The organism is Pseudomonas svalbardensis (assembly GCF_030053115.1).
Taxonomy (GTDB): domain Bacteria; phylum Pseudomonadota; class Gammaproteobacteria; order Pseudomonadales; family Pseudomonadaceae; genus Aquipseudomonas; species Aquipseudomonas svalbardensis.
In genome coordinates this window covers 89,490-107,852 of record NZ_CP125619.1, presented here as the reverse complement: position 1 = coordinate 107,852, position 18,363 = coordinate 89,490, and the positions used below count along the sequence as shown (strand labels likewise).

At 58.1% G+C, this 18,363-nt stretch carries 21 protein-coding genes; 11 read left to right on the top strand and 10 right to left on the bottom strand.

Translation table 11 applies throughout. The annotated features are described in order from the left end of the window. Positions 1 to 39 precede the first annotated feature (39 nt). Together trpA and trpB are read right to left on the bottom strand one after the other, a co-directional pair. Positions 40 to 852: a tryptophan synthase subunit alpha gene (trpA, locus tag QFX16_RS00530; RefSeq protein ID WP_283182411.1), complete on the bottom strand. Its 813-nt coding sequence runs from the start codon at positions 850 to 852 to the stop codon at positions 40 to 42. Then, on the bottom strand, positions 852 to 2,087 hold the full coding sequence (trpB, locus tag QFX16_RS00525) for a tryptophan synthase subunit beta (protein ID WP_283182410.1): 1,236 nt from the start codon (positions 2,085 to 2,087) through the stop codon (positions 852 to 854). The genes trpA and trpB overlap by 1 nt, the downstream gene beginning before the upstream one ends. 112 nt (positions 2,088 to 2,199) lie before the next feature. Here trpB and QFX16_RS00520 point away from each other — a divergent pair, with 112 nt between their 5' ends. Beyond that, on the top strand, positions 2,200 to 3,093 hold the full coding sequence (locus QFX16_RS00520) for a LysR family transcriptional regulator (protein ID WP_283182409.1): 894 nt from the start codon (positions 2,200 to 2,202) through the stop codon (positions 3,091 to 3,093). Here QFX16_RS00520 and QFX16_RS00515 read toward each other — a convergent pair. Continuing rightward, complete coding sequence (locus QFX16_RS00515; RefSeq protein WP_054047930.1) at positions 3,090 to 3,416, bottom strand: ElaB/YgaM/YqjD family protein; 327 nt, start codon at positions 3,414 to 3,416, stop codon at positions 3,090 to 3,092. The two genes, QFX16_RS00520 and QFX16_RS00515, sit on opposite strands and share 4 nt — an antisense overlap. Before the next feature lie 155 nt (positions 3,417 to 3,571). Here QFX16_RS00515 and QFX16_RS00510 point away from each other — a divergent pair, with 155 nt between their 5' ends. Further along, positions 3,572 to 3,787 (top strand): dodecin, encoded by a 216-nt coding sequence (locus tag QFX16_RS00510; protein ID WP_008027736.1) that lies wholly within the window; start codon positions 3,572 to 3,574, stop codon positions 3,785 to 3,787. A 122-nt stretch (positions 3,788 to 3,909) separates the two neighbouring features. After that, on the top strand, positions 3,910 to 4,134 hold the full coding sequence (locus tag QFX16_RS00505; RefSeq protein WP_283182408.1) for a DUF1161 domain-containing protein: 225 nt from the start codon (positions 3,910 to 3,912) through the stop codon (positions 4,132 to 4,134). 64 nt (positions 4,135 to 4,198) lie between these two features. Here QFX16_RS00505 and QFX16_RS00500 read toward each other — a convergent pair whose 3' ends face one another. Continuing rightward, entirely contained in the window at positions 4,199 to 5,200 is a 1,002-nt protein-coding gene (locus tag QFX16_RS00500; RefSeq protein WP_283182407.1) for an LLM class flavin-dependent oxidoreductase, read from the bottom strand. Positions 5,201 to 5,441: 241 nt separating this feature from the next. Between QFX16_RS00500 and QFX16_RS00495 the strand changes: the two genes are divergently transcribed. After that, a complete protein-coding gene (locus QFX16_RS00495) occupies positions 5,442 to 5,873 on the top strand; it encodes an OsmC family protein (protein ID WP_008152515.1) in 432 nt (143 codons plus the stop codon). Positions 5,874 to 6,028: 155 nt separating this feature from the next. Continuing rightward, positions 6,029 to 6,262: a DUF1161 domain-containing protein gene (locus QFX16_RS00490; RefSeq protein WP_074872359.1), complete on the top strand. Its 234-nt coding sequence runs from the start codon at positions 6,029 to 6,031 to the stop codon at positions 6,260 to 6,262. A gap of 6 nt (positions 6,263 to 6,268) precedes the next feature. Here the strand turns inward: QFX16_RS00490 and QFX16_RS00485 are convergent, their stop codons facing one another. Beyond that, entirely contained in the window at positions 6,269 to 6,691 is a 423-nt protein-coding gene (locus QFX16_RS00485; RefSeq protein ID WP_283182406.1) for a PA0061/PA0062 family lipoprotein, read from the bottom strand. 40 nt (positions 6,692 to 6,731) lie between these two features. Continuing rightward, complete coding sequence (locus QFX16_RS00480) at positions 6,732 to 7,154, bottom strand: PA0061/PA0062 family lipoprotein (protein WP_283182405.1); 423 nt, start codon at positions 7,152 to 7,154, stop codon at positions 6,732 to 6,734. 59 nt (positions 7,155 to 7,213) lie between these two features. On the opposite strand from QFX16_RS00480, the gene QFX16_RS00475 reads away from it, so the two are divergent. Beyond that, complete coding sequence (locus tag QFX16_RS00475; protein ID WP_283182404.1) at positions 7,214 to 8,290, top strand: aminopeptidase; 1,077 nt, start codon at positions 7,214 to 7,216, stop codon at positions 8,288 to 8,290. Positions 8,291 to 8,411: 121 nt separating this feature from the next. On the opposite strand, the gene QFX16_RS00470 is transcribed toward QFX16_RS00475, so the two are convergent. From QFX16_RS00470 to QFX16_RS00460, 3 genes are all read right to left on the bottom strand, one after another. Continuing rightward, positions 8,412 to 8,876, bottom strand: coding sequence for an REP-associated tyrosine transposase (locus QFX16_RS00470; protein ID WP_283182403.1), 465 nt, complete (start codon positions 8,874 to 8,876; stop codon positions 8,412 to 8,414). A gap of 191 nt (positions 8,877 to 9,067) precedes the next feature. Continuing rightward, positions 9,068 to 9,718, bottom strand: a complete 651-nt coding sequence (locus QFX16_RS00465) for an HAD family hydrolase (RefSeq protein ID WP_283182402.1) — start codon at positions 9,716 to 9,718, stop codon at positions 9,068 to 9,070. Positions 9,719 to 9,744: 26 nt separating this feature from the next. Then, the gene (locus tag QFX16_RS00460) at positions 9,745 to 10,290 is read right to left on the bottom strand and encodes a gamma carbonic anhydrase family protein (protein WP_283182401.1); all 546 of its coding nucleotides are present in this window, start codon (positions 10,288 to 10,290) and stop codon (positions 9,745 to 9,747) included. A gap of 89 nt (positions 10,291 to 10,379) precedes the next feature. Between QFX16_RS00460 and prlC the strand changes: the two genes are divergently transcribed. From prlC to QFX16_RS00445, 3 genes are all read left to right on the top strand, one after another. Beyond that, a complete protein-coding gene (gene prlC / locus QFX16_RS00455; RefSeq protein ID WP_283182400.1) occupies positions 10,380 to 12,431 on the top strand; it encodes an oligopeptidase A in 2,052 nt (683 codons plus the stop codon). After that, positions 12,428 to 12,715: a YheV family putative zinc ribbon protein gene (locus tag QFX16_RS00450; protein WP_129439613.1), complete on the top strand. Its 288-nt coding sequence runs from the start codon at positions 12,428 to 12,430 to the stop codon at positions 12,713 to 12,715. Before prlC ends, QFX16_RS00450 begins: the two co-directional genes overlap by 4 nt. Positions 12,716 to 12,829: 114 nt before the next feature. Next, positions 12,830 to 14,872, top strand: a complete 2,043-nt coding sequence (locus QFX16_RS00445; RefSeq protein ID WP_283182399.1) for a M3 family metallopeptidase — start codon at positions 12,830 to 12,832, stop codon at positions 14,870 to 14,872. Positions 14,873 to 14,881: 9 nt separating this feature from the next. Here the strand turns inward: QFX16_RS00445 and QFX16_RS00440 are convergent, their stop codons facing one another. Next, positions 14,882 to 15,526, bottom strand: coding sequence for a phosphatase domain-containing protein (locus QFX16_RS00440; RefSeq protein ID WP_283182398.1), 645 nt, complete (start codon positions 15,524 to 15,526; stop codon positions 14,882 to 14,884). 299 nt (positions 15,527 to 15,825) lie between these two features. On the opposite strand from QFX16_RS00440, the gene QFX16_RS00435 reads away from it, so the two are divergent. Then, complete coding sequence (locus QFX16_RS00435; protein ID WP_283182397.1) at positions 15,826 to 16,566, top strand: gluconate 2-dehydrogenase subunit 3 family protein; 741 nt, start codon at positions 15,826 to 15,828, stop codon at positions 16,564 to 16,566. A 2-nt stretch (positions 16,567 to 16,568) separates the two neighbouring features. After that, complete coding sequence (locus QFX16_RS00430; protein ID WP_283182396.1) at positions 16,569 to 18,353, top strand: GMC family oxidoreductase; 1,785 nt, start codon at positions 16,569 to 16,571, stop codon at positions 18,351 to 18,353. The last annotated feature ends 10 nt before the right edge of the window (positions 18,354 to 18,363 follow it).

Here is an 18,363-nt window from a genome sequence, read left to right as displayed (position 1 = left end):
CCGCGAGGCTCTCATTCCTCTGTATCAGGAACTTTACCTTCAGCTGGCGCGGGCTTTACGCACACCGTCTGCCAGAGCCGAGCAAAGGCTCAACACACCATCAACCGCCTGATCCGGCGTCGCGGCATTGGCGATGTGATCAATCAACGCTGAACCCACCACCACGCCATCAGCCAGACGCGCGATGGACGCCGCCTGCTCTGGGGTACGAATACCGAAACCGATGCTGATCGGCAGATCAGTATGGCGACGCAGACGCGCAACGGCTTCTTCAACATGCTCCAGCGTCGCCGCACCCGCACCGGTCACACCGGCAACAGACACATAGTAAACGAAGCCTGAGCTGCCGTTCAGGACGGTCGGCAGACGTACATCATCAGTCGTCGGGGTGGTCAGACGGATGAAATCCAAACCTGCTGCCTGGGCCGGGTCGCACAGTTCGCCGTTATGCTCGGGCGGCAAGTCGACCACGATCAGACCGTCAACACCGGCCTCTTTCGCATCGGCGATGAAGCGCGGAACGCCGTACATGTGGATCGGGTTGAAGTAACCCATCAGCACCAGCGGCGTCTCGGTATTGCCTTCACGGAACTCGCGAACCATTTGCAGGGTTTTCGCCAGGTTCTGCTTGGCGCCGAGGGCGCGGATGTTGGCCAGCTGGATTGCCGGGCCATCGGCCATTGGATCGGTGAAGGGCATGCCCAACTCGATCACGTCGGCACCCGCGCCGGGCAAGCCTTTGAGGATCGCCAGCGAGGTGTCATAGCTCGGGTCGCCAGCGGTCACGAAGGTCACCAGGGCGGCACGATTCTGTTCCTTGAGTTCGGCAAAACGCGTTTGCAGGCGGCTCATCAGTGTTTCTCCTGCTTGGACTGCTCTTGCTGAGAGTGTTCCATGTGGTGCATCACGGTTTGCATGTCTTTGTCGCCACGGCCGGACAGGTTGACCACCATCAGGTGATCCTTCGGCAGGTTCGGTGCGCGCTTGAACACTTCGGCCAGGGCATGGGCGCTTTCCAGTGCAGGAATAATCCCTTCCAGACGGCAGCATTTGTGGAACGCGTCGAGGGCTTCGTCGTCGGTTACCGAGGTGTACTGGACGCGGCCGATGTCATGCAACCAGGCGTGTTCCGGGCCGATGCCTGGATAGTCGAGGCCGGCAGAGATCGAGTGAGCGTCGATGATCTGACCATCGTCGTCCTGCAGCAGGAAGGTACGGTTGCCGTGCAGTACGCCGGGTACGCCGCCGTTCAGGCTGGCTGCGTGTTTGCCGGTTTCGATGCCGTAACCTGCCGCTTCAACGCCGATGATCTCGACGCTCTTGTCGTCGAGGAACGGGTGGAACAGGCCCATGGCGTTGGAGCCGCCACCGATGCACGCCACCAGGCTGTCCGGCAGACGACCTTCCTGGGCTTGCAGTTGAGTACGGGTTTCTTTGCCGATAACGGCCTGGAAGTCGCGAACCATTGCAGGATAAGGGTGCGGACCGGCCACCGTGCCAATCAGGTAGAAGGTGCTGTCGACGTTGGTCACCCAGTCACGCAGGGCTTCGTTCATCGCATCTTTCAGGGTGCCGGTACCGGCCACGACCGGGATCACTTCGGCGCCCAGCAGCTTCATGCGAAATACGTTGGCCTGCTGACGTTCGATGTCAGTGGTGCCCATGTAGATCACGCAATCGAGGCCAAAACGTGCAGCCACGGTGGCGGTCGCCACGCCGTGCATGCCAGCGCCGGTCTCGGCGATGATGCGTTTCTTGCCCATGCGCCGCGCCAGCAGGATCTGGCCGATGCAGTTGTTGATCTTGTGCGCGCCGGTGTGGTTGAGCTCTTCGCGCTTGAGGTAAATCTTTGCGCCGCCGCAAAACTCTGTCAGACGTTCGGCAAAGTACAGTGGGCTTGGACGACCCACGTAGTCGCGCTGGAAGTAGGCCAATTCCTCTTTGAATGCAGGATCATCCTTGGCCAATTCATACTCACGGGCCAGATCGAGGATCAACGGCATCAGGGTTTCGGCGACGTAACGGCCGCCGAACGCGCCAAACAGGCCGTTGGCGTCGGGGCCGTTGCGCAGATTAGTCTGGGTCATGGGTCGCTCCAGTTGAATGCGTGGGATGACAATGGCTTTAACTCTACCCCTGACGCCTTGAGCTGAAAACCGATAAGATCGCTGCAACCTGTCAGGAAAACTCACATATCTCATGAGCCATGACCTTCCTCCGCTGAACGCCCTTCGGGCCTTCGAAGCGACTGCCCGCCTGAACAGTGTCAGCAAGGCGGCCGAACAGCTGCACGTCACCCATGGTGCGGTTAGCCGGCAACTCAAGGTGCTTGAAGAACACTTGGGCGTGAGCCTGTTCATCAAGGATGGACGCGGCCTTAAACTCACAGATGCCGGCGTTCGTTTGCGCGATGCCAGCAGCGAGGCGTTCGAGCGTTTACGGACTGTTTGTGCAGAGCTGACCCAAAGCACCGTCGATGCACCGTTCGTACTAGGTTGCTCGGGCAGCTTGTTGGCACGCTGGTTTATTCCCAGGTTGGGACGGCTGAATACCGACCTGCCGGACCTGCGCCTGCACCTGTCGGCTGGCGAGGGTGATCTCGATCCACGCCGCCCGGGACTGGACGCCTTGCTGGTGTTTGCCGAACCACCGTGGCCAGCGGACATGCAAGTCTATGAGTTGGCGAGCGAACGGATCGGCCCGGTCATGAGCCCGCGATTCGCGGGCTACGAACGACTGCAAAACGCACTGCCCACAGCGCTGCTGAACGAGCCATTGCTGCACACCACCTCACGCCCTCAGGCCTGGCCAAGCTGGGCACAGCAAAGCGACCTCGACGCCAAAGCGTTGAAGTACGGACAGGGTTTCGAGCATTTGTATTATCTGCTGGAGGCCGCAGTGGCCGGCCTGGGTGTGGCGATTGCGCCCGAGCCGCTGGTGGCCGAGGACTTGAAGGCCGGTCGCCTGGTTGCGCCATGGGGCTTCAGTGAAACCCCGGCGCAACTGGCGTTGTGGCTACCCAAGCGCGCCGCGGACGGGCGCGCTCGGCAACTGGCGCAGTGGCTCAAAAACGAGCTGCGCCAGACGGATTAGTCACCGCGTTTGCACAGCAGATAAGCCGCGAGCAGACCTAATGCACCGACGGCGACACCCGCTGTCGTCCAAGGGTGTTCCTGGGCGTAGTCCCGCGTGGCAATCCCGGTTTCACGGGTTTTGACTTTGACTTCTTCGTACGCATCGCTGAGCAGATGGCGCGAATGCTTCAGCGCGTTCTCGGCGTTGCTTTTCAAGGCCTTCAGCGTTTTACGCGACTCGTCCGAGGCGTCGTCCTTCAGGTTTTCCAAAGACTTCAGCAGACTCTCGATCTCGGCTTCCATGCTTTGCAATGAGGCTTTACGTAAAGAGGTGTTGGCCATGGTGGCTCTCCTGCATTGATTGAGTTGCGTGTGTTGGTTGGGACTTCAGGGGTTCGAGAAAGTGCAGTAAATCTGAACTTCCACTTCGGATTGGCCGACAGAAGTAATACGAAAAATCACTGCTAGGCTGTATTTCACACCCTGAGGAGAACGCCATGACTGACCATCACACCTACAAGAAAGTCGAACTCGTCGGCTCGTCCACCAGCAGCATTGAAGACGCCATCAACAACGCACTGGCCGAGGCCAGCAAAAGCCTCAAATATATGGAATGGTTTGAAGTGACCGAAACCCGCGGGCACATCAAGGACGGTAAGGCAGCGCACTTTCAGGTGACGCTCAAAGTCGGGTTCCGGATTGCCAGTAGCTGAGTTTGAGCTAATCTTCTGAGCTTGCGCGCTGGCCGAGCGCCATAGGGAATGGCAAAGCGCTACATATGTAAATCCGGCTGCTTGCTGGGTGCCCCTATTGATCCGACCAGGGAATGCGACCGATGAAGAATTTTATTTTGGCACTAGGCTTGTTGAGTCTCGCGGGAACAGCCCTGGCTCAGGGCAAGTCGTGCGAAGAGCTGAAAGCCGAAATCACAGCGAAACTTGACGCCAAGGGCATTTCTAATTATTCACTGGAGATCGTCGATAAAGGCGCTGCCGCTGACGGCAAAGTCGTCGGCACCTGTGAAAAGGGTTCCAAGCAAATCGTCTACAAGCAGGGCTGAACTCCCTCGAAATTAAAAAAACCGACGCAATGACGTCGGCTTTTTTGTGCTCGCTATTTGAGTGTCAGCCCTTCATGACCTGCGCCAGCAGCTCATAGGAGTGCACGCGATCGGCATGTTCGTACAGGTCGCAGGTAAAAATCAGCTCGTCCGCCTGGGTCTGCTCGATCAGCACTTCCAGTTTGGCGCGGATTTTCTGCGGACTGCCAACCATCGCCAGACCAAGGAAATCGCCGACGGCCTCTTTTTCATGAGGCAGCCACAGGCCGTCCATGGTTTTTACCGGCGGACGTTGCACCAGGCTCTGGCCACGCATCAGGGCGAGAATCCGCTGATAGACCGAGGTCGCGAGATAATCGGCCTGCTCGTCGGTGTCGGCAGCCACCAACGGCACACCGAGCATCACGTAGGGCTTATCCAATACGGTTGAAGGCTTGAAGTGATTGCGGTAGACGCGAATGGCCTCATGCATGAAGCGCGGTGCGAAATGTGAAGCGAAGGCGTAGGGCAAACCGCGTTCACCAGCCAGTTGTGCACTGAACAGGCTGGAGCCCAGCAGCCAGACCGGGACATTGGTGCCGGTGCCTGGCATTGCGATGATCCGCTGGTCCGGGGTGCGCGGGCCGAGGTAGCGCATCAGCTCCGTCACATCTTCCGGGAACTCGTCGGCACTGCCGGAGCGTTCACGACGCAAGGCGCGAGCGGTCATCTGATCGGAACCGGGTGCACGGCCCAGGCCCAGGTCGATCCGGCCCGGGTACAGACTTTCGAGCGTGCCGAACTGCTCGGCGATCACCAGCGGCGCGTGGTTTGGCAGCATCACACCGCCGGAGCCAACACGAATGGTCGAGGTGCCGCCAGCCAGGTAGCCAAGCAGTACCGAGGTCGCCGAACTGGCAATGCCGTCCATGTTGTGGTGTTCGGCAACCCAGAAACGGTTGTAGCCGAATTTTTCGACGTGCTGAGCCAGGTCCAGGGAATTGCGCAGCGACTGGGCCGCGCTGCCGTTCTCCCGCACGGGCACCAGATCGAGGGTCGAGAACTTGATATCGGACAGTCGTTTCATAAGCCTGCTTCTCCAATTGAGGGCGCAGGTTTTTTCTTACAAACGAAAACCTGCCGAATCTATACGCGTGATTCATGCAATGAGGGCATATACCCGAGTTTCAATGGCAGAGCCAAAATTCCTACGAAATAAGAGGACCTATCAGATCAAGTGAACTTTGCACCACGGTCTATCCTCAGAACCCTAGCAACCGAAAACCATAAAGGCGCGACGCTTCGCGCCGGATCTTGAGGAGGCATTCATGGCTATCACAAAGAAAGCATCGGCTCATTGGGAAGGTGACCTGAAAACCGGCATCGGCTCGATTTCCACGGAAACCGGTGTCCTCAGAGAAGCACCTTACGGCTTCAAGGCACGTTTCGAAGGCGGCAAGGGCACCAATCCGGAAGAGCTGATCGGCGCGGCGCACGCGGGCTGCTTCTCCATGGCGTTTTCGATGATTCTCGGCGATGCCGGTCTCAAGGCTGACAGCATCGATACCAATGCCGAAGTCACCTTGGACCAGGTGGACGGTGGTTTTGCGATCACGGCGGTGAAACTGATCCTCAAGGCGAAAATCCCCGGGGCGACTCAAGCGCAGTTCGAAGAACTGAGCAATAAAGCCAAAGAAGGCTGCCCGGTTTCCAAAGTGCTGAATGCGAAAATCAGTCTGGATGCAACGTTGGTCAGCTGATAGTGGGTTGTCGCGTTCCCCTATAAAAGATCGCTGCCTCGGCGGCTGCGATCTTTTTTGCGCTGAAACAAAACCTGGCTGGCGAGATTGTGGTCGAATAAATGACAGCAGCTAAAGCGCATTACCTTGCGCGCTGCCTCAAAGGAGCTTCAACCATGAAACGTTTTGCCTTGGCGATTATCTGTTGCGCGCTGGCCACATCGGCCCTGGCGGCAACAAAATCCTGTGAAGAACTCAAGGCCGAGATTGAAGCCAAGATCCAGGCCAATAACGTCTCGTCCTACACGCTGGAAATCGTCACCAACGACGAAGTACACGATCAGAATATGGTCGTTGGCTCGTGCGAAGGGGGCACGAAGAAAATCATCTACCAGAAGAACGACCGCTGATTCACCTCACATGAGGCAATAGGACTCTCGATCCTCCGCGACGATTTCGCGCTTGGCGTTGTACAACCGGGCGCCGGGGGTGAACGCTATAGAACGGCCTTCGAGCACATAACGCTGGCCGGCTTCGAAATGATCGTAGTTGATGGTCAGGTAGCATAAACGTTCCGAGGGGCCGTTCATCATGCCCAGGCCCCCACCACCGGGCACTTCAAAGTCGAATCGAACGATCAGCTCATGGCTACCGGGGGTGACCTGAAAAAAACGCCCGTCACGCAATCGCTGATTGTCCAGTCGTTCGGCCATCAGCAATTTATCGTTGGGGAATGGCGTAGAAAACTCGACCCAGGCCATCTGCGGATTAACCGCTGGCAACGGGCTCTGACAGCCAGCAACGATGCTTGCAGCAAGTAACAGCGTTAACCTGCGCATGATGATTTTCTCAAGGACTAGTCCTTTAGAATAACGCCGATCAGGTGCGTTGGCAGCCTGCCGGTACACCCTGGCCAATCACTTTTCGCTGCTGATCATAGAGCTTTGCCCACGGCCGAAAACCGATATTCCCCGCTTTCAGCTGATACCGCTCGCCGGCATTGAAGTCGTTGAATTTCACGTTTAGCCGGCAGTCACGCCATAGCGGCTCGGCGTCTGGTCCGATGTTGGTGGGTGCGACCGGGAATTGGTAACGAACCGTCAACTCATGGCTACCCGGCTGAACCTCGAAATAGCGCTTGTCGGTGGCGGCCTTGTCATCGACTTCCACCGCTTGCAGCGCGGTGTCTTCCTGCTTCGAATCCAGGTCGATCCACGCTTGAGCCGGATCATGGGGGGGTAATCCGAATCCAGCACAACCTGCCAGCATCAGCAGGATTCCTGTCAGCATCAACGTGCGCATAGCGGAGCTCCAGTCAGGCGGGATAGTCTTGCGGGCAGACTCTCCAAGGATGATTCATTTTGATCAGGCCGCTTCCAAGCCTTGGGTTACTTGATCGCGTTTTACGCATTTTGTTTCCGGGTGTGTTGCTTTTGTTTCTCAACGGTTGCGCCGGCGTCAGCTATTACGGCCAATTGGCCAGTGGTCAGCTGCAATTGCTGCGGGCACGCGAGCCGGTTTCCAGAGTGATTGCCGATCCCGGTCGCGATCAACTATTGCGTGCGCACCTGACTCAATCGCAAAAGGCCCGCACGTTCGCCAGCCAACAGCTGCGGCTACCGCATAACCAGAGTTACCGTTTGTACGCCGACATTGGCCGGCCGTTCGTAGTCTGGAACGTGTTTGCCACGCCGGAATTTTCCCTGACACCACAGAACCATTGCTTCCCGATCGCCGGATGCGTCGCCTACCGCGGTTATTACAGTCAGAGCGCGGCCCGCGGTGAGGCTGCGTTGCAACGATTGCAAGGTATGGACGTGTCGATCGGTGGCGTCGAGGCTTATTCGACGCTCGGCTGGTTCAACGATCCGATTATCAGTTCAATGATGGCCTGGGGTGACGAACGATTGGCCACGCTGATCTTCCATGAGCTGGCGCATCAACGTTTTTATGTGAAGGACGACACCGAGTTCAATGAGTCTTTCGCCACCTTCGTCGAACAGGAAGGCACCCGCCAATGGCGTGCATTCCGCGGCTTGGCGCCAGACAGCGGCGCGCAGGTGCAGCAACGGGACCAGTTCATTCAATTGGTTCTGGATACCCGCACGCGACTCGAACGGCTGTACACCCTGCCACTGCCCGCCGACCAGATGCGCCAGCGCAAAGCCGACGAGTTCGAGCGATTGCGGAGTGAATACCGACAGCTGCGCGACAGCCAATGGGCTGGGGACAAACGCTATGACGCGTGGATCAATGCGCCGATGAACAATGCCCGGCTGTTGCCATTTGGGCTGTACGACCAATGGGTGCCGGTGTTTGCGGCGTTGTTCAGACAGGTGGCTGGGGATTGGGTGAAGTTTTATGCGGCAGTCGAGCAGCTTGGTGCGTTGTCGGTTGTGGAGCGCAAGGCGGCGTTGAAGGACTTGGCTGGACCATAAAACTTCTTGGCTGAGCGGGCCTCTTCGCGGACAAGTCGGATCGACACATTGCTCGCTCCTACAGAAATTTACGCGCCCCCTGTAGGAGCGAGGCTTGCCCGCGAAGGCATTCTTGAACTGCTCAAAACCAAATAGCATCCCACAACGGATAATCGCCTACTTTCTCCACCAACCCCGCGCGAAATGGATTGGCGACGATGTATCGCGCAACCGCCTGCGCCTGTAGATCTTCTTCCTTACGAATGGCGCGATCGTGATAGGCATGTTGCCAAACCGAACCTTGGCGTCCTACAGAGCGATTTAGCGTTACTGCGATGCGTGATTTGGTTCGCGCCATCAACTTGGGTAACTGAGTATTCTGTAACTCGATCAGCCAATGGAAATGATCGGGCATGACGACCCAGGCTAGAGACGTCGCAAACCCTTCTCGCTCTGCCGTTATAAAGGCATCTACCACCAATCGACCATTCTTGAAGTCGCGAAACAACGGCTCTCGATTCAAAACCACGGCCGTTAATAGATAAACCTGTCCGGCCTCCGAATATCGCCCGGTACGTAATCGATGAGCATGTTTTAACTCCGACATTGATGATCTTCCTTGATCGTGGCCTCAGCCTTTGAGGCTAGGACGATTAGAAGGAATTGGGGTGATGACTTTTGCGCAGGATGTGTCCGGGCGGACGCCTTCGCGGGCAAGCCTCGCTCCTACGGGGAGCCGCGTAAATTCCGTAGGAGCGAGCGATGCGGCGATCCGACTTGCTCGCGATGGCGGTTTAATTAACGCTGCAAAAACGCCTGATGCATCTCTTCCAGCGTCTCGAAGTGCCAGGTCGGTGCTTCAGCGCTCAACTCTTCCCGGCTGCCAAAACCATAACCAACAGCCGCTGCATCCAGCCCGTTACTGCGCGCACCGATCAGGTCGTGTTTACGGTCACCGATCATCAGGGTGCTGGCCGGGTCCAGGCCTTCTTCGGCCATCAAGTGGGCGATCAGCTCGACTTTGTTGGTCCGGGTTCCATCCAGTTCGCTGCCATAGATCACTTTGAAGTGTTTGGCGAAGTCGAAGTGCCGAGCGATTTCCCGAGCGAAGATCCACGGTTTTGAGGTCGCGATATACAGCTGTCGCCCTTGCCCGCTGAGTGTTTCCAGCAGCGGCGTGACGCCATCAAATACACGATTCTCGTACAGGCCGGTGACTTTGAAGCGTTCGCGATAGAAGTTCACCGCCTCCCAGGCCTTGGGTTCGTTGAAGTCGTAGAACTGCATGAACGCCTGCAACAACGGCGGGCCGATGAAGTGTTCAAGTTTGGTCAGGTCAGGTTCATCGATGCCCAGTTTGCTCAAGGCGAACTGGATCGAACGGGTGATGCCCTCGCGCGGGTCGGTCAGGGTGCCATCGAGGTCGAACAATACGGTTTGGTAATGCATGTTGAATCCTGAATAAGGGCGCAGGGTCAGAGCTGGTCGTAGCCTTCGGCCAGATGCAAATTCTTGAGCTTCACGTAGTTCGCCGCGCTGTAGGTGAAAAAGGCTTTTTCCTTGTCAATCAGCGGCCGAATCTGCTTCACCGGGCTGCCCACATAAAGGAAGCCGCTTTCAAGGCGTTTGCCCGGCGGCACCAGACTGCCAGCGCCAATGATCACATCGTCGTCGACCACCGCACCGTCCATGACGATGCTGCCCATGCCGATCAGAATCCGATTGCCCACGGTGCAGCCGTGGAGCATGACCTTATGCGCGATGGTCACATCGTCGCCAATCAACAACGGAAAGCCATCGGGATTGAACGGCCCGGCGTGGGTGATGTGCAGCACACAGCCGTCCTGCACGCTGGTGCGCGCGCCAACACGGATGCGGTGCATGTCGCCACGAATCACCGTCAGCGGCCAGACCGAGCTGTCTTCGCCGATTTCAACGTCGCCGATCACCACCGCCGAACCGTCGACAAAGGCGCCTTTGCCCAGTAGCGGCGTGTGGTTCTGATACTTGCGAAGGGTCACGATAGGCTCTCTCTCTTTTGCTGATAGCTGCGGTGAGCGTCGATTGTAATTAAGATGGCGCAATGTTTCTTCCAGCCAAGGTGCCAACCGTGAGCGTGAACAACCCTCTTTTGCAGTCCTACGACCTGCCGCCGTTCTCGGCGATCCGTGCCGAACACGTACAACCGGCCATCGAACAGATCCTGGCTGATAACCGCGCCGCCATTATCGAGATCCTCAAAACCCAGGGCAAACAACCGACCTGGGCTGGCCTGGTGCTGGCGATGGACGAGCTGAATGATCGACTGGGCGCCGCCTGGAGCCCGGTCAGCCACCTGAATGCCGTATGCAACAGCGCCGAACTGCGCGAAGCCTACGAGTCCTGCCTGCCGGCCTTGAGCGCCTACTCCACCGAATTGGGCCAAAATCGCGAGTTGTTCGAGGCGTTCGAAGCGCTGGCTAACAGTCCCGAAGCTGCCGGTTTCGAGGTGGCGCAGAAAACTATCCTGGAACACTCCCTGCGTGACTTCCGTCTGTCGGGTATCGACCTGCCGGAAGCCGAACAAAAGCGTTACGCCGAAGTGCAGAGCAAACTCTCGGAGCTGGGCAGCCGCTTCTCCAACCAACTGCTCGATGCCACTCAGGCCTGGACCAAACACGTCACTGACGAAGCTACCCTCGCCGGCCTGACCGAATCAGCCAAGGCGCAAATGGCCGCGGCTGCACAGGCCAAAGGTCTGGAAGGCTTCCTGATCACCCTGGAATTCCCGAGCTACTACGCGGTGATGACCTACGCCCAGGACCGCGCCCTGCGTGAAGAAGTCTACGCAGCCTACTGCACCCGTGCGTCGGACCAAGGCCCGAATGCCGGTCAGAACGATAACGGCCCGGTCATGGAAGAAATCCTCGACCTGCGTCAGGAACTGGCCAGGCTGCTGGGTTTCGCCAGCTTCTCGGAGCTGAGCCTGGCCACCAAAATGGCCGAATCCAGCGATCAGGTGCTGAGTTTCCTGCGCGATCTGGCCAAGCGCAGCAAGCCGTTCGCCGCCCTGGATCTGGAACAGCTCAAGGCGTACGCCGCCGAACAAGGCTGCCCGGACCTGCAAAGCTGGGACAGCGGTTTCTACGGTGAAAAGCTTCGCGAGCAGCGCTACAGCGTCGCCCAGGAAACCCTTCGCGCTTACTTCCCGATCGACAAAGTGCTGGGCGGTCTGTTCGCTATCGTCCAGCGTCTGTACGGCATCGAAATCGCCGAACTGAAAGGTTTCGACACCTGGCACCCGGATGTTCGCCTGTTCGAAATCAAGGAAAACGGCCAGCACGTCGGCCGTTTCTTCTTCGACCTCTACGCCCGCGCCAACAAGCGTGGCGGTGCCTGGATGGACGGCGCCCGCGACCGTCGCCGCACGATCAGCGGCGTATTGCAAAGTCCAGTGGCGAACCTGGTGTGCAACTTCACCCCGGCCGACAGCGGCAAGCCAGCCCTGCTGACCCACGATGAAGTGACCACCCTGTTCCACGAATTCGGTCACGGCCTGCATCACCTGTTGACCCGCGTTGAACACGCCGGCGTATCCGGCATCAACGGCGTGGCCTGGGATGCGGTCGAGCTGCCAAGCCAGTTCATGGAGAACTGGTGCTGGGAGCCGGAAGGTCTGGCGCTGATCTCCGGTCACTACGAAACCGGCGAACCGCTGCCTCAGGACCTGCTGGAGAAAATGCTCGCCGCGAAGAACTTCCAGTCCGGTCTGATGATGGTCCGTCAGTTGGAGTTCTCGCTGTTCGACTTCGACCTGCACGCCACCCACGGTGATGGCCGTAGCGTGGCGCAGGTACTTGAAGGTGTGCGCGCCGAGGTGTCGGTCATGCGTCCACCCGCCTACAACCGTTTCCCGAACAGCTTTGCGCACATCTTCGCCGGCGGTTATGCGGCGGGCTACTACAGCTACAAATGGGCCGAAGTGCTGTCGGCGGATGCCTTCTCGAAATTCGAAGAAGAAGGCGTACTCAACGCCGAGACCGGCCGCGCCTTCCGCGAAGCGATCCTGGCGCGCGGTGGCTCCCAGGAACCGATGGTGCTGTTCGTCGACTTCCGCGGACGCCCGCCGTCGATTGACGCACTCTTGCGCCACAGCGGCCTGAGTGAGGTCGCGGCAGCATGAGCGAGGGGCCTGTGAAGACGAAAAAACGCTTTATCGCCGGGGCGGTTTGCCCGGCGTGCAGCGAGCCGGACAAGTTGATGATGTGGAACGAAGACGAAGTCCCGCACCGCGAGTGCGTGGCCTGCGGTTATTCCGACACGTTGAATGAACAAGGCCTGTCGGTACCCAAGGAATTGGGCACGCGGGTCAACACTTCGGCGCTGAAGGTGCCGGACGCCAAGGTTCAGGCCGTGCAGTTTTTCCCGAACCCTAAGCTGAAGAAAAAGCCTGACGAGCAACACTGAGTCAACACCACCTTCCACTCTTGAACGGATTGGAAGGTGGTATCTATCTACCACCTTTCCCCTGCGCTTCCTTTATAGGCTGACCACATTCAGCCTCTACTCAAGGAAGACGCCATGCCCGATACCAATCCGCTTTTGCAGGCCTGGGATCTGCCGCCCTGGTCGGAGGTCCGCACCGAACACCTCGTGCCGGCAATCACAGCCATCATTACCGACAACCGGCAGATCATTGCCGAAACCATCATCAGCCAATCCGTATTTCCCAATTGGGATGACCTGGTTCTGGCCATCGATGAAATCGATGCGCGCCTGGACGAGGCTTTGGGCATCATCCAGATCCTGTCGATGGCGAAGCACAACGATATCGCCTGGAACACGGCAACTGCCGCATGCAACGACGCTGGGGCGCAGTACCGATCCGAAAGAATGCGCAATCGTCCGTTGTTTAATGCATACCAGCGGTTGGCGAACAGTTCGATCGCCCTCAACTTCGATGTACCGCGCAAGGCCGCACTGGCCAAGATTCTGCGCAAATTTCAATTGTCGGGAATTGACTTGCCACTGGCGCAACGGGAAGAGCTGGCCCGGTTGAACCTCGACATCGATCAGCTCGAAGAGCTGTTTCTCATCCATCTGAAAAGCGCCAACGCTGCATGGACCAAGCACGTCGATGACGTTGCGGTACTGGAAGGTTTATACCCCACCGTAAAAGATCGTCTGATGCGCCTGGCCAAAGAGGCAGGACATGACGGCTGGCTGATTCCCCTGGACCACAACACCTACCAGCAAATCATGAGGTATGCCGAAAATCGGGCATTGCGAGAGGAGTATTTCGTGGCGTACTCCACGCGCGCGTCCGATCAAGGCCCGCATGCCGACGAGTTCGATAATGATCCTGTACTGACGTTGCTGCTTTCGCTGCGCCACCAGAAAGCCGAACTGCTAGGTTTCGATAATTTCGCGCAACTGCGTCTGGCCACCGCAGCGGCCGAGTCCACCGATCAAGTTCGTAGTTTCCTGCGTCGGCAAGTGACATTGAACACACCGCCCCTTGCACGGGATTCAAAGGAGCTACAAGAGTTTGCGCTCGAACGGGGCATCTCGGAAGTACACGCCTGGGACCACGAATTTCTCGCTGAACAACTGCGCCACCATCGTTTCCCTGAAGCCCTGAAGAATCTGCGCGACTATTTTCCCCTGGACGGCACCTTGCGACGACTCTGCCTGTTCTGCGAACGGCTGTTCGGGATCCGGATCCTCGAGCAGGCTGAATTCAGTCGCTGGCATAACGACGTGCGCCTGTTTGAGATCAGCGAGCATGGTCAGACCATCGGGCATATTTATCTTGATCCGTTCCACCGCAAAGAAGCTCCGGATTACGCCTGGACCGGCACGCTGCGAAACCGACGAAGAAACGCCGAAGGCCGGATAGCGCTACCGATTGCCGATCTTCACTGCAACTTCACGCCTGGGGTCGACGGCCATCCGTGCCTGCTTGAGCACAAGGACCTGCGGGTGCTTTTTCATGAATTCGGTCATTGTCTGCAACACGTGCTGACGAGTTCGCCGCATCACAACCTTTCCGGCATTTCCCAACTGGGGCGCGATACGGTGGAGTTCGCAGGGCAAGTATTCGAGCAGTGGTGCCTGTCACGGGAGTTTCTATTATGGCTGGGTGCCCACCACCAAAGCGGTGAACGCTTGACCGAGGCGCGGGTAGACGCGGCACTGGCAGCCCTCGAAACCCAGACCAGCCGACAAGCCGCACTCTTGCTGACGGGTGCAATGTTCGATTTCGACGTGCACCACAGCCAAGGCGATGGTCGTAGCACCCAGCAAGTATTCGAAGACGTTCAGCGGGAGGTTCCCCGCGTGCAACTGCCGTCTTATTGTCGGTTCGCAAACAGCTTTGACTACATGGTGACCGGTTACGCAGCCTCCGTTTACGCCTACACGTGGTCAGGCGTACTGGCCATCGAAGCCTTCAAGCGATTCCGTCAGGATTGGGTCTTCAATGCGCAAACAGGGCGAGCCTTTCGCGAGGCGTTTTTTTCTCCGGGCGATTCGCGCTCCTTGCTGACCGCCCTGGAAGCGTTTCTTGAACGGCCGATCGCCGAAGATCTGCTCGCGCTTTCGTCAGAGGCCGTTGCCGGCTGACGTAACGGTTTACTCGACATGGGCCGATTTGAACCAGCTCTTCATCGAACAACTGGCGAACGGGCTCGTACTGCAGTCGCCAATAGCCAACGCGGTGCGGAGCTTGTCGACATCGGCCTGCATCATGTAACGGATGCCGTCCTTGAAATGAGTGCTGTCACCAAAGCCGCCCTGGGTCATTTCGTTCAGGGCGTCTTCCTTGCTCCAGCCTTGCAACACGACCCGGTACATGGCCGCCATCAGGCCCGTGCGGTCCGAACCATGTTTGCAGTGCATCAGCACCGGTCCCATGGCTTCGGCAGTCTGGATCGTACGAAGGGCGTTGAGTACATCCGCGTCATCCACATGGTTGGTGCGGTAGGGCAGCTGTATTTGCGCAATTTCTGGCGTCGATAACCAGCTTGAATCCGACTCGGGCAGGAACGTGATAACCGTCCCGACCTTGAGTTTTTCCAGTAACGGCACAGCGCCTCTGTCGGGCAATGCACTGCGATAGAGCGTCGGGGACATTTTGAAAAGGTTGTATTGCACCCCGACCGATTGAGCCCACTCCGCAGGTCGGGGCAACGCACTGTCGTCGGCAAGGGCCAGCGTCAGGTTTAAAAGTGCGGCCAGCGACAGGCAAATCGCTGGGATACAACGCGGTAGAGACATGCTCGAGGTGACCGTTCAGGAAGAGTCGGGAAGATGACGCCGAGCTTCAACCCCGAGCGGTCAAAGGCCTGTGACCCCTCTGTCAAAGAATCGTGAATCAGCCGATCGCTTTCGTCGCAAAACCGAGGTTTTTTAGCTGAATCGGTTCATCTTTATGCTTAGCCTGCTACCATTTGTTTCTCCATATTACCGATGCGCCCTATTACTCCCCGCTTGCTGGCGATCTGCATCGGGGCCAAAACGAAAAGTCGTCCTTCGAGACGGCTGAAAAACCGCTATGCCTGATGAGGTGCCACCCTATGTCTGATCAAGATCGAGACAACCCGCGGCGTGAGTTTTTGCGCAAATCCCTGACCTTGATCCCGGTGGTCACCGTTGCCAGCACCGGTCTGGGCAGCACGGTCCTGATGGCCGCGCCCGAAGCCCCCCCGGCCAGTTCCGGCAAAGCGCCGGTCAGCACCAGCACCTATGAACCAAGCTACTTCACCGCAGAAGAATGGACGTTCATCCAGGCCGCTGTCGCCCAGCTGATTCCGAGCGATGCCCAAGGGCCAGGCGCTCTGGAAGCCGGTGTGCCCGAATACATCGACCGCCAGATGAATACGCCTTACGCGGCCGGCGCGCTGTGGTTCATGCAGGGACCGTTCAACGCAGACGCCGCTCCGGAAATGGGCTGGCAGAGCAAACTGGTGCCCAAAGAGATTTATCGCCTGGGCATCGCCGCCACGGATGCTTGGTCGAAAACGTTCAACGGTAAATTATTTGCTGATCAAGACAGCGCTACCCGAGACGATTTGCTCAAGCAACTCGAGACCGGAACACCTCAGTTCGACAGTGTTCCAGCGAAGATTTTCTTCAATTTGTTGCTGCAAAACACCAAAGAAGGGTTCTTCTGCGACCCGATTCATGGCGGCAATAAAGGCATGGTCGGCTGGACCATGATCGGCTTCCCCGGCGCCCGCGCCGATTTCATGGATTGGGTGGAACGCAACGAGCAATACCCCTTCCCGGCAGTTTCGATTCGCGGCGAGAGGGCGTAAGCATGGCAACGGTAATGAAGAAGGTCGACGCAGTGATCGTCGGTTTTGGCTGGACGGGCGCGATAATGGCCAAGGAGCTGACAGAAGCCGGCCTGAATGTGCTGGCGCTGGAGCGCGGGCCGATGCAGGACACTTACCCCGATGGCAACTACCCACAGGTGATCGACGAACTCACCTACAGCGTGCGTAAAAAACTCTTCCAGGACATTTCCAAGGAGACCGTGACCATTCGCCATAGCGTGAATGACATCGCGCTGCCGAATCGCCAATTGGGCGCCTTCCTGCCCGGCAATGGTGTCGGCGGCGCCGGTTTGCACTGGTCCGGCGTGCACTTTCGGGTCGACCCGATCGAGTTGCGCATGCGCAGCCACTACGAAGAACGCTACGGCAAAAGCTTCATCCCCAAGGACATGACCATCCAGGACTTCGGCGTCAGCTATGAAGAGCTGGAACCGTTTTTCGATTACGCCGAGAAGGTCTTCGGTACGTCGGGTCAAGCCTGGACGGTGAAGGGTCAGTTGGTCGGCGAAGGCAAGGGCGGCAACCCGTACGCGCCGGATCGTTCGAATCATTTCCCGCTGGAATCGCAGAAGAACACTGTTTCCGCACAGCTGTTTCAGAAAGCGGCCACCGCAGTGGGTTACAAACCCTACAACCTGCCCTCGGCCAATACGTCAGGCCCCTACACCAACCCCTACGGCGCACAGATGGGCCCGTGCAACTTCTGCGGTTTTTGCAGTGGTTACGTCTGCTACATGTATTCCAAGGCATCGCCGAACGTAAACATTCTGCCGGCGCTCAAACCGCTGCCCAATTTCGAGCTGCGGCCCAACTCCCACGTACTGCGGGTCAATCTCGACAGCACCAAGAGCAAGGCGACAGGCGTGACCTACATCGACGGCCAGGGCCGGGAGATCGAGCAGCCCGCAGACCTGGTGATCCTCGGTGCCTTCCAGTTCCACAATGTGCGGCTGATGTTGCTTTCGGGTATCGGCAAACCGTACGACCCGATCAGCGGCGAAGGCGTGGTCGGCAAAAACTTCGCCTACCAGAACATGGCCACTATCAAGGCCTACTTCGATAAAGACACCCACACCAATAACTTTATTGGTGCCGGCGGTAACGGCGTGGCGGTGGACGACTTCAACGCCGACAACTTCGATCACGGACCCCATGGCTTCGTCGGTGGTTCGCCGATGTGGGTCAACCAGGCAGGCAGCCGACCGATCGCAGGCACATCCAACCCGCCGGGCACCCCGGCCTGGGGCAGTGCCTGGAAACGTGCCACCGCCGATTACTACACCCATCAAGTGTCGATGGATGCCCACGGCGCGCATCAATCCTACCGTGGCAACTACCTCGATCTGGACCCGGTGTACCGCGATGCCTACGGCTTGCCGCTGTTGCGGATGACCTTCGACTGGCAGGAAAACGACATCAAGATGAACCGCTTCATGGTCGAGAAAATGGGCAAGATCGCCGAAGCGATGAGCCCCAAGGCCATCGCCGTACTGGGCAAGAAGGTTGGCGATCACTTCAACACCGCGTCTTACCAGACCACCCACCTCAACGGTGGCGCGATCATGGGCACCCATCCGAAAACCAGCGCCCTGAACCGTTACTTGCAGAGCTGGGACGTACACAACGTTTTCGTCCCCGGAGCGTCAGCTTTCCCACAAGGTCTGGGCTACAACCCTACCGGCCTGGTGGCAGCTTTGACCTACTGGTCGGCCCGGGCTATCCGCGAGCAGTACCTGAAAAACCCCGGCCCGCTGGTTCAGGATTAAGGAGCGATGA

Coding starts and splice junctions, on each gene's coding strand:
- trpA (WP_283182411.1), bottom strand. CDS start 852: ATGAGCCGCCTGCAAACGCGTTTTGCCGAACTCAAGGAACAGAATCGT.
- trpB (WP_283182410.1), bottom strand. CDS start 2,087: ATGACCCAGACTAATCTGCGCAACGGCCCCGACGCCAACGGCCTGTTT.
- QFX16_RS00520 (WP_283182409.1), top strand. CDS start 2,200: ATGAGCCATGACCTTCCTCCGCTGAACGCCCTTCGGGCCTTCGAAGCG.
- QFX16_RS00515 (WP_054047930.1), bottom strand. CDS start 3,416: ATGGCCAACACCTCTTTACGTAAAGCCTCATTGCAAAGCATGGAAGCC.
- QFX16_RS00510 (WP_008027736.1), top strand. CDS start 3,572: ATGACTGACCATCACACCTACAAGAAAGTCGAACTCGTCGGCTCGTCC.
- QFX16_RS00505 (WP_283182408.1), top strand. CDS start 3,910: ATGAAGAATTTTATTTTGGCACTAGGCTTGTTGAGTCTCGCGGGAACA.
- QFX16_RS00500 (WP_283182407.1), bottom strand. CDS start 5,200: ATGAAACGACTGTCCGATATCAAGTTCTCGACCCTCGATCTGGTGCCC.
- QFX16_RS00495 (WP_008152515.1), top strand. CDS start 5,442: ATGGCTATCACAAAGAAAGCATCGGCTCATTGGGAAGGTGACCTGAAA.
- QFX16_RS00490 (WP_074872359.1), top strand. CDS start 6,029: ATGAAACGTTTTGCCTTGGCGATTATCTGTTGCGCGCTGGCCACATCG.
- QFX16_RS00485 (WP_283182406.1), bottom strand. CDS start 6,691: ATGCGCAGGTTAACGCTGTTACTTGCTGCAAGCATCGTTGCTGGCTGT.
- QFX16_RS00480 (WP_283182405.1), bottom strand. CDS start 7,154: ATGCGCACGTTGATGCTGACAGGAATCCTGCTGATGCTGGCAGGTTGT.
- QFX16_RS00470 (WP_283182403.1), bottom strand. CDS start 8,876: ATGTCGGAGTTAAAACATGCTCATCGATTACGTACCGGGCGATATTCG.
- QFX16_RS00465 (WP_283182402.1), bottom strand. CDS start 9,718: ATGCATTACCAAACCGTATTGTTCGACCTCGATGGCACCCTGACCGAC.
- QFX16_RS00450 (WP_129439613.1), top strand. CDS start 12,428: ATGAGCGAGGGGCCTGTGAAGACGAAAAAACGCTTTATCGCCGGGGCG.
- QFX16_RS00445 (WP_283182399.1), top strand. CDS start 12,830: ATGCCCGATACCAATCCGCTTTTGCAGGCCTGGGATCTGCCGCCCTGG.
- QFX16_RS00440 (WP_283182398.1), bottom strand. CDS start 15,526: ATGTCTCTACCGCGTTGTATCCCAGCGATTTGCCTGTCGCTGGCCGCA.
- QFX16_RS00435 (WP_283182397.1), top strand. CDS start 15,826: ATGTCTGATCAAGATCGAGACAACCCGCGGCGTGAGTTTTTGCGCAAA.
- QFX16_RS00430 (WP_283182396.1), top strand. CDS start 16,569: ATGGCAACGGTAATGAAGAAGGTCGACGCAGTGATCGTCGGTTTTGGC.